The sequence below is a fragment of the Methylobacterium sp. Leaf117 genome, from assembly GCF_001422985.1.
GTDB lineage: Bacteria > Pseudomonadota > Alphaproteobacteria > Rhizobiales > Beijerinckiaceae > Methylobacterium.
Map to the genome: position 1 here is coordinate 124,146 of NZ_LMNL01000012.1, position 13,427 is coordinate 137,572.

12 protein-coding genes and 1 pseudogene are annotated in these 13,427 nt (G+C 67.2%); 7 read left to right on the forward strand and 6 right to left on the reverse strand.

The window, feature by feature from the left end:
* Nucleotides 1-89 precede the first annotated feature (89 nt).
* The 3 genes from ASF57_RS07625 to ASF57_RS07635 form a co-directional block, all read right to left on the reverse strand.
* Nucleotides 90-413 carry a hypothetical protein gene (locus tag ASF57_RS07625; RefSeq protein ID WP_056481635.1) on the reverse strand — a complete coding sequence of 108 codons (324 nt, stop codon included), beginning with the start codon at nt 411-413 and terminating at the stop codon, nt 90-92.
* 97 nt (nt 414-510) lie between these two features.
* A complete protein-coding gene (locus ASF57_RS07630) occupies nt 511-1,830 on the reverse strand; it encodes a carboxylesterase family protein (RefSeq protein ID WP_056481638.1) in 1,320 nt (439 codons plus the stop codon).
* A 99-nt stretch (nt 1,831-1,929) separates the two neighbouring features.
* Nucleotides 1,930-3,264 (reverse strand): MFS transporter, encoded by a 1,335-nt coding sequence (locus tag ASF57_RS07635; RefSeq protein WP_056190324.1) that lies wholly within the window; start codon nt 3,262-3,264, stop codon nt 1,930-1,932.
* A gap of 351 nt (nt 3,265-3,615) precedes the next feature.
* Here ASF57_RS07635 and cyoA point away from each other — a divergent pair, with 351 nt between their 5' ends.
* From cyoA to ASF57_RS07660, 5 genes are read left to right on the forward strand one after another with little or no spacing between them, the layout of a single operon-like run.
* Nucleotides 3,616-4,863, forward strand: coding sequence for a ubiquinol oxidase subunit II (cyoA, locus tag ASF57_RS07640; RefSeq protein ID WP_244476858.1), 1,248 nt, complete (start codon nt 3,616-3,618; stop codon nt 4,861-4,863).
* Nucleotides 4,864-4,923: 60 nt separating this feature from the next.
* Nucleotides 4,924-6,927, forward strand: coding sequence for a cytochrome o ubiquinol oxidase subunit I (gene cyoB, locus ASF57_RS07645; RefSeq protein WP_056481641.1), 2,004 nt, complete (start codon nt 4,924-4,926; stop codon nt 6,925-6,927).
* Nucleotides 6,928-6,955: 28 nt separating this feature from the next.
* Nucleotides 6,956-7,600, forward strand: a complete 645-nt coding sequence (cyoC, locus tag ASF57_RS07650; protein ID WP_056190319.1) for a cytochrome o ubiquinol oxidase subunit III — start codon at nt 6,956-6,958, stop codon at nt 7,598-7,600.
* Nucleotides 7,597-7,980: a cytochrome o ubiquinol oxidase subunit IV gene (gene cyoD / locus ASF57_RS07655; RefSeq protein ID WP_056190317.1), complete on the forward strand. Its 384-nt coding sequence runs from the start codon at nt 7,597-7,599 to the stop codon at nt 7,978-7,980. Before cyoC ends, cyoD begins: the two co-directional genes overlap by 4 nt.
* Nucleotides 7,980-8,735 (forward strand): SURF1 family protein, encoded by a 756-nt coding sequence (locus ASF57_RS07660; RefSeq protein ID WP_056481644.1) that lies wholly within the window; start codon nt 7,980-7,982, stop codon nt 8,733-8,735. The genes cyoD and ASF57_RS07660 overlap by 1 nt, the downstream gene beginning before the upstream one ends.
* A gap of 49 nt (nt 8,736-8,784) precedes the next feature.
* Here ASF57_RS07660 and ASF57_RS07665 read toward each other — a convergent pair whose 3' ends face one another.
* The gene (locus ASF57_RS07665; RefSeq protein WP_056190313.1) at nt 8,785-9,423 is read right to left on the reverse strand and encodes an alpha/beta hydrolase; all 639 of its coding nucleotides are present in this window, start codon (nt 9,421-9,423) and stop codon (nt 8,785-8,787) included.
* A gap of 101 nt (nt 9,424-9,524) precedes the next feature.
* The gene (locus ASF57_RS07670; RefSeq protein WP_056481647.1) at nt 9,525-10,454 is read right to left on the reverse strand and encodes a ring-cleaving dioxygenase; all 930 of its coding nucleotides are present in this window, start codon (nt 10,452-10,454) and stop codon (nt 9,525-9,527) included.
* Nucleotides 10,455-10,581: 127 nt separating this feature from the next.
* Here ASF57_RS07670 and ASF57_RS07675 point away from each other — a divergent pair.
* Nucleotides 10,582-11,484: pseudogene (locus tag ASF57_RS07675) on the forward strand (LysR family transcriptional regulator); the annotation flags it as partial.
* A 514-nt stretch (nt 11,485-11,998) separates the two neighbouring features.
* Nucleotides 11,999-12,529, forward strand: coding sequence for a DUF4142 domain-containing protein (locus ASF57_RS07680; protein WP_056482693.1), 531 nt, complete (start codon nt 11,999-12,001; stop codon nt 12,527-12,529).
* A 41-nt stretch (nt 12,530-12,570) separates the two neighbouring features.
* Here the strand turns inward: ASF57_RS07680 and ASF57_RS07685 are convergent, their stop codons facing one another.
* A complete protein-coding gene (locus ASF57_RS07685; protein WP_056190303.1) occupies nt 12,571-13,377 on the reverse strand; it encodes a transglutaminase family protein in 807 nt (268 codons plus the stop codon).
* Nucleotides 13,378-13,427: the final 50 nt, after the last annotated feature.

The following is a 13,427-nucleotide window of genomic DNA, read 5'->3' on the forward strand; positions in this document are numbered from 1 at the left end:
CAGGAGGAAGAACCAGCGAGGCATGGCTCTGGATAGCACGCCGGCCGCCGAAATCTCAGACCGACCCCGTGGGTACGACAGCTTTCCGGCTATCGCAGCACCCGCGCACCCGGATTGGTCACCGCGACCGGCTCCGGCGCCTCGCTCGGTTCGGCATCCCGAAGCCCTGCCCACAGTTTCCACTCGCCCCAGGCCGCGTCGAGGGCCGCGATGGCAGCGTCGCGGGAAGCCACGGTGGCGCCGCGCCGGAACGGGGCCGCGCCGATGTCGAGGTGCAGACCCCAGGTCCATTGCGCGGCCGGCGCCGGATCGTCGCTGATGCAATCGACCCGCCCGACGATCAGGGCTCCGCTGGTGATGACGTAGGTTTCGCGCGGATGGTCTTCGAGGCGGGTGTAGATCAGCTTGGCCACGAATGCCGGTCCCTGATTTGCGACGAAGGCCGGGCTAGTGCTTCGGCCGTCGAATGTCGACCGGCGGATTCCGCCGGTTGTTCCATCGAAAACCGGTTCAGATCTTCCGGTAGCGGATGAGACCGTCGATGCACCCACGCTCGGGAAGGGTTTGGCCGCGAGCGAATGCCGCCCAGAGTGCGCGCAGATCGCGACCGGCGCGGTCGATCTCGGGCCAGGATGCGCCGGCGAGGTAGGCGGCGTCGCGCCAGACCGTTTCCGATCCGAACAGGAGGGGCAATTCGATGGCGTGGGCGGCGCCGAAGGGATTGCCGGGCGCGCGCCAGTCGAGAGTGTAGCGATGGACCCGGCCGCCGGCCCGGGCGTGGCGCCGGGCGAAGCGGCGCACGGCCTCCGCATAGACCGTGTGGGTGATGAAGCCCACCAGACCGCGTGCCAGCAGCCTGCCGATCCCGGGCAGGCGCAGCCACGGCTGCAACACCGGAATCGTGGGCAGGAAGAAGCGGCCTTCTTCGGCCGTGTAGCCGATCAGCAGGTCGACCTGCGGCGCTGCCCGGTCCCAGGCCGCCGCCATCCCGGATTCCGGGGGCAGGGGGGCATGGCCGTACTGGGTTCCGAACGGCATGAAGCCCGCGAGGCCGAACCACCTCGCCCGTGCCGCGACGCGGCCCTGGCGCGCGAGCACCTGCGCAGTCGTCATGGCGCGCGTGACCGGCACCTGTGCCATGGCGGCGTTCATGCGCCGGCGGCGATGGCGGATGCCCAGCGGCGCGCTCTGGATGATGGCGCGGCGAAACAGCGTCCCGGCCTCCTCGGTCGCCATCAGGTGCGCCACCGCGTCTCCGCCGGCGGATTGCCCGAAGGCCGTGACCGCCTCGGGGTCGCCGCCGAAGGCCGCGATGTTGCGTCGAACCCAGCGGAAGGCGGCGATCTGATCGAGCAGGCCGAGATTGGCCGGGCGGCCCGCGTCATCCCCGAGATAGCCGAACAGGCCGAGCCGATAGGTCACCGTGACGACGATGACCCGCTGCTCGGCCGCCAGTCGCGCCGGGTCGCCGCAGGGCGCATCGCCGGCGCCACAGATGTAGGAGCCGCCATGAATCCAGACCATGACGGGCAGGCGCTCCTGGGCGCCGCGATCGACCGGGCAGGTGATCGAGAGGCGCTGGCACGCCTCGTCCTGGGTGAGCGTGCCGAGAGCGCCGCCGAGGGCCTCCTCAAGGAACGGGATCGCGACCTGCGGGCAGGCCGGGGCCCATTCGGTAGCCTGAAACGGCTCGGTCCAGTCCGGCACCGGCTCGGGAAGGGCGAAGCGCGCGGCCTGCGCGTAGGGAATCCCGGTGGCGCGCGTGACCGCACCGTCGACCCGGGCCACCACCGGGCCACAGGGCGGGAAGAAGCGGCACGGCTCGCTCATGCGGGACCACGCGGGCTATGCCTCGGCAATCGCATAGGAAAAAACCCCGCCGGCGCGGGGGCCGGGCGGGGCTTCGTCGGGGTCACGGGCCGGCTCGCCTCAGAGGCGGGCGGTCTCACGCCGGTTGAAGGCGAGGGCGCACAGGGTCGCGACGGCGCCGGACAGCAGGTAGACGCCGACCCAGGACAGACCGAAGCGGCTCGACACGCCGAGGGCCACCAGGGGCGCGAATCCGGCGCCGATCAGCCAGGCGAGATCCGAGGTCAGGGCGGCGCCGGTGTAGCGGAAGCGCGAACCGAGATTGGCCGTCACCGAGCCGGAGGTCTGGCCATAGGAGAAGCCGAGCAGGCCGAACCCGATCAGGACGTAGACGGTCTGGCCGAGTTCGCTGTCGCCGAACACGATGGGGGCGATGATGCTGGCCACCGCGAACACGGCGATCAGGGCGGCCGCGATGCCGACCGTGGTCCGCCGGCCGATGCGATCGGCCATGATGCCCGAGACCACGATGGTGCCGGCCGCCAGGAACGCCCCGGAGCACTGCACCAGCAGGAACTCGCTGGCCGAGCGCGCGGTGAACAGGTGAATCCAGCTGATCGGGAACACCGTCACGAGATGGAACAGGGCGAAGCTCGCCAGCGGGACCACGGCGCCGATCAGCACGAAGCGTCCATGGGTGCGCAGCAGCTCCAGCACCGGCGTCGGCTCCAGCTCGCGCATCTGAAGCATGCGCGAGAATTCCTCGGTGGCGACGAGGCGGAGGCGGGCGAACAGCGCCACCACGTTGATGGCGAAGGCCACGAAGAAGGGGTAGCGCCAGCCCCAGTCCAGGAAGTCCTCGGTGCTGAGATTTCCGACGAAGAACGCGAACAGCGCGCTCGCCAGCATGAAGCCCACGGGGGCGCCGAGCTGCGGGATCATCGCGTACCAGCCGCGCTGCTTCTCGGGTGCGTTGAGGGCCAGGAGCGAGGCCAGACCGTCCCAGGCGCCGCCGAGGGCCAGCCCCTGCCCGAAGCGGAGGGCTGCGAGAATCCAGATCGAGAGGGCGCCGACCTGATGGTAGTTCGGCAGGAAGCCGATCGCCATGGTCGACCCACCGAGGAGGAACAACGCGATCGTCAGCTTGGCGGCACGCCCGTGGCGCCGGTCGATCTCCATGAAGATCACCGATCCGATCGGGCGGGCGATGAAGGCCAGGGCGAACAGCGCGAAGGCGTAGAGGGTGCCGGTCAGCGGGTCGGCGAAGGGGAAGAACACGCCGGGAAAGATCAGCACCGAGGCGATGCCGAAGACGAAGAAGTCGAAATACTCGGCGGCGCGGCCGATCACGACTCCGATGGCGATTTCGCCCGGCGCGACCGTGTGGTCGCTGGAAGCCTCGTGGGCGTCGCGTTCCAGCGACGACGAGGACGGCACTGCGTATTCTGCGCTCATCGAGAGGACCGGGCTCGCTTCATGCGTTCGGGGCCGGATCGGGCGCCGGAAAGCGCGCGGGGGCCGAAGGGGTTTGGACTACGTTTACGCCGCGTGATTCGTCTGCGTCAAAGCACGGCGTGACGCGCTCCACCGGGAACGCCGCGACCAAAAGGCACGACTCGGTTTCCCACGGAAAAAATCCCTTAGCACAGCTTAACTTACAACCGCCATGAGCGCAGCGCTGATCAGACGCGCCACGCGCGACTTGTCAGAGCCCTGTGTTGCGGCGCAGTGAGACGCAGCGCTTCCGTCCTCCCGTCCCAGGGGGGAACGGGAAGGTGCTCCTCCGAGATCGCGCCAGACGAGTCCATGCCCGTCAAATCCATGCCCGTCAAAATCCTTCGCACGCTCGTCCTCCTTCCGCTGTTCGGCCTGCTCTCCGGCTGCAACATGGTTCTGATGCAGCCGTCCGGTGACATCGCCGCGCGCCAGCGCGACCTGATCCTGGCCTCCACCGGCCTGATGCTGCTGATCATCATTCCGGTGATCGCCTTCACGCTGCTGTTCGCTTGGCGCTACCGCATCTCGAACAAGGACGCCGAGTACGATCCCGACTGGCATCACTCGACCCAGCTCGAAGTGCTGATCTGGTCCGCCCCGCTGGTGATCGTGATCGCGCTCGGAGCGCTGACCTGGATCAGCACCCACACCCTCGATCCCTACCGGCCCCTGAGCCGGCTCGACGCGGACCGCCCGCTGCCGGCGGGGGTCAAGCCGCTGACGGTCGAGGTCGTCGCACTCGATTGGAAATGGCTGTTCTTCTACCCAGATCAGGGTATCGCCACCGTCAACGAACTGGCCGCACCGGTCGACGTGCCGATCTCCTTCAAGATCACCTCAGCCACCGTGATGAATTCGTTCTTCGTTCCCGCTCTCGCCGGTCAGATCTACGCCATGGCCGGCATGGAGACCAAGTTGCACGCGGTGATCAACAAGGCCGGTGTGTATGAAGGTCTTTCGGCCAACTACAGCGGCTCGGGCTTCTCGCGGATGAACTTCAAGTTCCATGGCCTCGACCAGGCCGGGTTCGACGCCTGGGTCGCCAAGGTGAAGGCGGAGGGCCAATCGCTCACCCGCCAGTCCTACATTGAACTGGAGAAGCCGAGCGAGCGCGAGCCCGTCCGCTACTTCTCCTCTGTCGAGAACGGCCTCTACAGCGCGGTGCTCAACATGTGTGCCATTCCCGGCAAGATGTGCATGAACGAGATGATGCACATCGACGCCATGGGCGGCGCCGGCAAGGAGAGCCACGCCAATCGCGAGCGGCTCGAATACGACAATCGCTACGCCGAGCAGGGCGTGGAGGCTCCCGCCGCCACCGTCGGCGGCTCGGGTCGTGAGTCGCACAGCCCGGAGCAGCCCGAAGGCATGAAGCCGAAGAGCATCGCGCCCGAGGTGAAGCCGGGTTCGGCACCGGAACATTCCGGACACGATCATTCTGGACCTGACCACGGCGCTCACCAGGGCCAAGCCGGCCCAGCGGGCGACGGCAAGGATTCGAAGGGCTCGGATTCGAAGGGCTCGGACTCGATCGCGCCCGGCCAACTGAATCGCTAATCGCGGACGCTTCTGTCGCCCGCCCCTCCATTCGGCACACTCCTCTGACGAGTAGGTCCCATGTTCTCCAATCCGGATCTCCAGAAGCTCCTGTTCGGGCGCCTGACGCTCGATGCCGTGCCGCTTCATGAGCCGATCCTCCTGATCACCTTCGTGATGGTCGGCATCGGCGGCGTCGCCGTGCTCGGCGCCCTGACGTATTTCCGCCTCTGGGGTATCCTTTGGCGCGACTGGTTCACCTCCGTCGATCACAAGAAGATCGGCATCATGTACATCGTGCTGGCGCTGGTGATGCTCCTGCGTGGCTTTGCCGACGCGCTTATGATGCGCGCCCAGCAGGCGATGGCGTTCGGTCCGAACGAGGGCTACCTGCCGCCGCACCACTACGATCAGATCTTCACCGCCCACGGCGTGATCATGATCTTCTTCGTGGCGATGCCGCTGGTGACGGGCCTGATGAACTTCGTAGTGCCGCTGCAGATCGGCGCCCGCGACGTGGCCTTTCCGTTCCTCAACAACTTCAGCTTCTGGATGACGGTGGCGGGCGCCGTGACGGTGATGGCCTCGCTGTTCGTCGGCGAGTTCGCCCGCACCGGCTGGCTGGCCTATCCGCCGCTCTCCGGCCCCGCCATGAGTCCGGGCGTCGGCGTCGACTATTACATCTGGGCGCTGCAGATCGCCGGCATCGGGACGTTGCTGTCCGGCATCAACCTGATCGCCACCATCGTGAAGATGCGGGCCCCCGGCATGACCATGATGAAGATGCCGGTCTTCACCTGGACCTCGCTCTGCACCAACATTCTCATCGTCGCCGCCTTCCCCATCCTGACGGCCGTTCTCGCGCTGCTGTCGCTTGATCGCTACGTCGGCACGCACTTCTTCTCGAACGACCTCGGGGGCAACCCGATGATGTACGTGAACCTGGTGTGGATCTGGGGCCACCCGGAGGTGTACATCCTCATCCTGCCGGCCTTCGGCGTATTCTCGGAGATCGTCTCGACCTTCTCGAGCAAGCGCCTCTTCGGTTACGCCTCGATGGTCTACGCGACCGTCGTGATCACGATCCTGTCCTACCTCGTGTGGCTGCACCACTTCTTCACGATGGGCTCGGGCGCCAGCGTGAACTCGTTCTTCGGCATCACCACGATGATCATCTCGATCCCCACGGGGGCGAAGATCTTCAACTGGCTGTTCACCATGTACAAGGGCCGCATCCGCTTCGAGGTGCCGATGCTCTGGACGATCGGCTTCATGGTGACCTTCGTCATCGGCGGCATGACCGGCGTGCTGCTCGCCGTGCCCCCGGCCGACTTCGTGCTGCACAACTCGCTGTTCCTGATCGCCCACTTCCACAACGTCATCATCGGCGGCGTGCTGTTCGGCATGCTGGCCGGCATCACCTACTGGTTCCCCAAGGCCTTCGGCTTCAAGCTCGATCCGTTCTGGGGGAAGATGTCGTTCTGGTTCTGGCTGACCGGCTTCTGGGTCGCCTTCATGCCGCTCTACGTGCTCGGCCTGATGGGCGTCACCCGTCGCGTCCAGCACTTCGACGATCCCTCGCTTCAGATCTGGTTCGTGATTGCAGCGTTTGGCGCCCTTCTGATCCTGTGCGGCATCGCCTCGTTCATCATCACCCTGGTGGTCAGCGTCATCCGGCGTGACCAGCTGCGGGATACGACCGGCGATCCGTGGGGCGGCCGGACCCTGGAATGGGCGACCTCGTCGCCGCCGCCGGACTACAACTTCGCCTTCACGCCGGTGATCCACGATCACGACGCGTGGTGGGACATGAAGAAGCGCGGCTATGCGCGTCCGCTCCAGGGCTTCAAGCCGATCCACATGCCCAAGAACACCGCGGCTGGCCTGATCCTCGGCGTGCTGAGCATCATCTTCGCCTTCGCGATGATCTGGTACATCTGGTGGCTCGCCGCCTTCAGCTTCGCGGCGATCGCGGTGGTCGCGATCGGCCACACCTTCAACTACAACCGCGACTTCTATATCCCGGCCGACGAGGTCGTCCGGACCGAAGCCCAGCGGACAGCCCTGTTGGCGGAGCACGTCTGAGACCATGGCAACCCAAGCTTCCGCTGCCATGAACTTCGAGTCGGGACGAAGCCCGTCGGTCGCGATCAAGGCGGTCGACCCGACGGACTTCTACGACGCCAAGGGCGAGCATCACCCGGAAGGGAGCACGATGCTCGGCTTCTGGCTCTACCTGATGAGCGACTGCCTCATCTTCGCGGCCCTGTTCGCCACCTACGCGGTGGTGGGGCGCAACTACGCGGCCGGCCCGTCGCCGAAGGATCTGTTCGACCTGCCGCTGGTGGCGCTGAACACGTCGATGCTGCTGTTCTCGTCCATCACCTACGGCTTCGCCATGCTGGAGATGGAGAAGGGCGACCTCAGCCGGGTGCAGATCTGGCTGGCCGTCACCGGCCTGTTCGGCCTCGCCTTCGTGGGCCTCGAACTCTACGAGTTCCACCACCTGATCCACGAGGGCGCCACGCCCCAGCGCAGCGCCTTCCTGTCGGCCTTCTTCACCCTGGTCGGCACCCACGGCCTGCACGTCAGCCTCGGTATCGTCTGGCTGGTGACGCTGATGGCGCAGGTCCACAAGCGCGGGCTGGTACCCGAGAACAAGCGTCGGCTGCTCTGCCTCAGCATGTTCTGGCACTTCCTCGACGTGATCTGGATCGGCGTGTTCACCTTCGTGTACCTGATGGGAGTCCTGCAATGAGCGCCGCGACGAAGGCAGGACACGACGACCACGGGCATGCACATGGCCATGCCGATGCCGGCAGCCACGGTTCGTTCAAGGATTACATGACCGGCTTCGTGCTGTCGGTCATCCTGACGGCAATCCCGTTCATCCTCGTGATGAGCAACGTGATCGGCAACAACCAGATCACCGGCATCGTCATCATGGGCTTCGCGGTGGCGCAGATCGTGGTCCACATGATCTACTTCCTCCACATGAACACGAAGTCCGAAGGCGGCTGGACCATCCTGGCGCTGATCTTCACCCTGACGCTGGTGATCATCACCCTCGCGGGCTCCCTGTGGGTCATGTACCACCTCAACACCAACATGATGCCGATGCACATGCACACGCGCTGATGCGCGTCGGCAAACCGGCGACGCGGCGCTCCGGCGTCGCGCTCGCCACCCTCTGCGTCGTCGGACTGGTCTTGATCGGCCTCCTGGCGGCGCTCGGGACCTGGCAGATTCAGCGTCGCGCCTGGAAGCACGCGCTGATCGCCCGGGTCGAAGCCCGGGTGCACGCAGAGCCCGTCGCGGCGCCGGGTCCGGCGATCTGGAACAGTCTGACGTCCGAGACGGACGCGTACCGGCGGGTTCAGGCCACGGGACGGTTTCAGAACGACCGGGAAACCCTGGTTCAGGCCGTGACCGAACTCGGTGGCGGCTTCTGGGTGATGACGCCTCTGCTGCGCCCGGACGGCACGACGCTTCTGATCAATCGCGGCTTCATCCCGCCGGACAAGCGCGATCCGGCCACGCGGGCCGAGGGGCAGACCGATGCGCCGGTCTCGGTCATCGGTCTCCTGCGCTTCAGCGAACCCGGAGGGGGCTTCCTCCGCAGCAATGATGCCGGCGCCGGGCGCTGGTATTCGCGCGATGTCGCGGCGATCGCGCGGGCGCGGGGCCTCAATGAGGCGGCCCCCTATTTCGTCGATGCCGATGCGACGCCGAACCCAGGTGGTTGGCCTGTCGGCGGGCTGACCATCGTGGCCTTCCCGGACAATCACCTCGTCTACGCGCTGACGTGGTACGTTCTTGCTCTGATGGTCGCGGGCGCGCTCGCCTACACGCTGGTCGATGCCCGCCGCTCGGCGCGGCGGAGATCGACCTGAACCGCGGCCCTCCATCCGATTCTTGCCGGTGGGCGGCCGCTCGGATGGCTCAGGCGCCGAGCCCCGCGATCCAGGCCCCCGCGCGCTCCACGTCCGCCTGGGTCAGGCCATGCCCGCTCGGCAGGATCTCGTGCGTGACCGCGGCTCGGCCGGCGCGAAGCCGCTCGGCGAGCGCGCCGGCATTGGCCGCCGGAACGATCGGGTCGGCGGCTCCGGAGAGCAGGAGCACCGGTTTGCCCGCGAGATCGACTGGATCGGTCCGGGTCAGCGGCACCATCGGGCGCAGCAGGACGGCTCCCGCCAGCACGTCGGGATACAACAGCAGTAGGGCGGCGGCGATGTTGGCGCCGTTCGAGAAACCGACCGCCACCGGGGCGGCGAGCCCGTAGGCCGCGCGCGCCGCCGCGATGAACGCAGCGAGATCCGCCGCCCGATGCCGGAGATCGGCTTCGTCGAACACGCCCTCCGCCAAGCGCCGGAAGAAGCGCGGCATGCCGTTCTCCAGGACGGCGCCGCGCGGGGAGAGCAGGGCGGCTCCGGGCGCCAGCGTCCGGCCAAGGGGTAGGAGGTCGTTCTCGTCGCCACCCGTCCCGTGGAGCAGGAGCAGGGGCGGTGCGTCGGCAACGGTCGCTGGCGCGAAGCGATGGACGAGGCCGAGGGCGGGCTGCGTGAGGGATGGGTTGGTCATGACAACCTCGCTGAAGCGATTGAGAATCGGCGCCCGCCCCGACTCTGGGAGCGGGCGCCGGGTTTTCGTCGCCCGGTGACGGAACCGGCGGGTGGATAGAATCAGGCCCTCTCGGCCAAGCGGCCCTCGATCTGCGCCCGGTGCGGCTCAAGGAAACGCGGGAGCATGAGGGCTTGGCCCAGCGACGCCACCGGCTCGTCGATGGCAAAGCCGGGACCATCGGTGGCGATTTCGAACAGCACTCCGCCCGGCTCGCGGAAGTAGACCGAGCGGAAATACTGACGGTCCTTCTGCTCGGTGACGCCGAGACCGTACGAGCGGGTCAGCGTCTCCACCATCCGTGCCTGCTCCGCGTCATCCGCGGCCCGGAAAGCGATGTGGTGGACCGAGCCGGCGCCCTGGCGACCGCGCAGGAATTCGCCCACCACCCGCAGGGTGACGAAGCCGCCGTTCTCGGCTTCGGTGCCATAGCGGATCGACAGACCGTCGCGGCCGGCTTCGCGGAAACCGAGCACGCCGGTCAGGATCGCCGCCGTCGCCTCGGCCTCCCGGAGCAGAAGCGTGACCCCGTGGAAGCCCCGGATGGCGTGCTCGGCCGGAACCTCGCCGCCGGTCCAGACCCCGCCGGCCTCCTGGGCGTCGGTTCCCACCAGGGCCAGGATCATGCCGTCCGGGTCGCGAAAGCGCAGAATCGGATCGCCGAAGGCCTGTGCCACGGTGTCGTGCGTGACGCCCTTCTCGATGAAGCGATGGGCCCACCAGCCGATGGCGGCGCGCGGGACTCGGAACGCGGTCTCCTGCGTCTCGCCGACGCCGACCCGCCCGGGTGCCGCGTGGGCGATGGGGAAGAAGGTCAGGATGGTGCCCGGGCGGCCGGTCTCGTCGCCGTAATAGAGATGGTAGGTGCCCGGATCGTCGAAGTTGACGGTCTTCTTCACCAGGCGAAGGCCGAGCACGCGGGTGTAGAAGTCGACGTTGCGATCGGGGGCGCCAGAGAACGCGGTGACATGATGGATGCCGGTGTGGGACATGGGACGAACTCCTCGCGGGCAGCGCCGCACCGGAAGCCCGGCCGTGCTGCGATGACCGGAAGATGCGCCTTGCCCTTCGGTTCGGAAATGGAAACGATGGAAACGCATCGTTTCGGAATACACCGCCATGAAGCTTCCTGACTTCGAAGGCTGGGCCGTCTTCGCCAAAGTGGTGGAGACCGGATCGTTCGGGCGCGCCGCCGCGGATCTCGGGATCGCCAAAGGCACGGTTTCGAAGGCCGTCACCCGCCTGGAAGCCCGGATCGGGGCACGCCTGTTTCATCGCACCTCGCGCAAGCTCGCCCTGACGGAGGCCGGGGCCTCGGCGCGGGATGCGGCGGCCCGCATCCTGGCGGAGGGCGAGGCGGCCGAAGCGCTGGCGCAGGACGCCGCCGCGCAGATGCGCGGCCGGGTGCGCCTCGCCGCGCCGATGTCGTTTGGCGTGCTCCACGTGGCTCCGCGCCTGCCGGACTTCCTGAGTCGCTACCCCGGCCTCAGCATCGATCTGCACTTGAGCGATGACATCGTCGACCTCGTCGGCGGCGGCTTCGATCTCGGCCTGCGCATCGCGGCCCTGACCGATTCGTCGCTGCGGGCGCGGCGCCTATGCACCGTCCACCGCTCGCTGGTGGCAACCCCCGCCTATCTCGCGCGCTCCGGGCGGCCGGCGCATCCGCACGACCTGTCGGATCATGCGTGCCTGGGCTACGCCTACCTGCCGACGCCGGATCGCTGGCGCTTCGTCGCTTCGGACGGTCGGGAGGCGGCGGTGGTGCCGAACGGTCCCTTGCGGGCCAACAACGCCGATGCCCTGGCGCCCGCCCTTCGGGCCGGGCTCGGCCTCGCGGTCCAGCCGGATTTCATGATCTGGGAGGACCTGCGCGACGGTCGCCTGGAGCGGGTCCTGCCCGACTGGTCGCCGCCGCGGATCGATCTGCACCTCGTGACTCCGCCGGGCGATCCGCGCCCTGCGCGGGTGACCGCGCTGATCGGCTTTCTGGCCAAGGCACTGTCGAACGCCCCCTGGTCGGACCCCGGCGGCTACGCACGCGGCGCTGCCGCGCCTCCGGCCTCCGGCCTCCGCGGTGTGATCCGCTCGGGTCAGGTCTCGGTAATCTCCAGGATCAGTCCGCGCCCGCGCAGGACCTTGTCGATGCGCTGGTGCATGTCCGGACACGGACGGGTCACCCGAAGATGCACCGTGTCGCCCTTCGGCGTGCCCGTGACCCAGAGCCGGTAGCGCAATCCCTCGTCCCGAAGCTGCTCCAGCAGCCGCTCGGAGGCGATCCGGTTGGCCTCGTTGTTCATCGCGATGAGGCGTGCATCCATCTCGGTCTCTCCTGCTTGCCTGAGTGCAACGCGCGGCGACACGCTTTTCGTCCCGACAACCTGCATTCGTGGTGAAGTCGAAGCCGTCGGCCATCGACACCTGCCCCGACCCTTCGGAACAGGGCCGCAGCGCCGCGGTTCACGCGGAGAGGATGCGTTTTCTCGGATTCGTGACGGCGGGAACGCGTCAGATCCAGCATCGGAAGGAGATCGTGATGAAACAGATCGTCGGCGCCGCCGCCGTGGCTGTGCTCCTGGCCGGACCGGCCCTGGCCCAATCGGTGGGCGAGAAGACGGGCATCAACGCGCTGATCGGCGTGAGCCCTTCCACGGCGGATTTCGTGACCCAGGCCGGGATCAGCGATCTGTTCGAGATCGAGAGCAGCCGGCTGGCCGCCGAGCGCAGCGATGAGCCGACCAAAGCCTATGCCCGTCAGATGATCACCGACCACGAGAAGACGACATCCGAGATGAAGGCGATGATCCAGGGGGGCAAGGTCCAGGCGACGGCACCGACCGCCCTGGACAGCACCCATCAGGCCCGGCTCGACAGCCTCAAGGCGCTTCAGGGCGACGCCTTCACCAAGCAGTACCACGCCGATCAGGTGACGGCGCACAAGAACGCCGTCGACCTGTTCCAGCGTTACGCCCAAGGGGGCGACAACGCCGAATTGAAGGCCTGGGCGAGCAAGACCCAGCCCGCGCTCGAGCACCACCTGAAGATGGCGCAGGATCTCGACAAGTAGCGGACGGCTCGCCGCGCCGGTCAACCGGCGCGGCCGAACGCTCAGAACACCTCGTCGGTGTGAACGTCGAAGCGGGCGAGGTGCGCGTAGCCGAAGTTGGTGGTGATCGCCACGTCGGTGGCATCGCGGCCGCGCGCCATCACGATCCGGCCGATGCGCGGCGTGTTGTGGCGGGCGTCAAAGGTATACCAATTGCCGTCGAGATAAGCCTCGAACCAGGCCGAGAAATCCATCGGATCGGGCACGGGCGGAATGCCGATGTCGCCGAGATAGCCGGTGCAGTAGCGCGCCGGGATGTTCATGCACCGGCAGAACGCGACGGCCAGATGCGCAAAATCGCGGCAGACGCCCTGGCGTTGCATGAAACCGTCCCAGGCGGTTCGGGTGGCGTCGGCGCACATGTAGTCGAATCGGATGCGGTCATGGACGTAATCGCAGATCGCCTGGACGCGACCCCAGCCCATGGGCGTTCCGCCGAACAGCGACCACGCGGTTTCGGACAGCTTGTCGGTGTCGCAGTAGCGGCTCCCCAGGAGGTAGACGAGCACCTCGTGGGGGAGATTCTGGACCTCGATCTGCTGCGCATGCGGGGCGTAGACGTCGGGCAGGCCGGAATCCTGGACCACGAAATCGGCCGAGATCGTGAGGCGTCCGGGGGGCGTGACGATGCGGGTGCAGATATTGTCGAAGTCGTCTCGGTATTCCTGCCAGGGGATCGGAGGATCGAAGTTGATCACATGCGGGGTGAGCACATCCGGCATCCGTGAGGGATGCACGCTCAACGCGAGGATCATGGGCGTCGGCTGAACCGATTCGAAGGCAATGTCGAACCCAGTCCTGATCTTCATGACAACCACCCGATCCTGTCGTGAACTATACGCTCTATGGTTCCAAACCG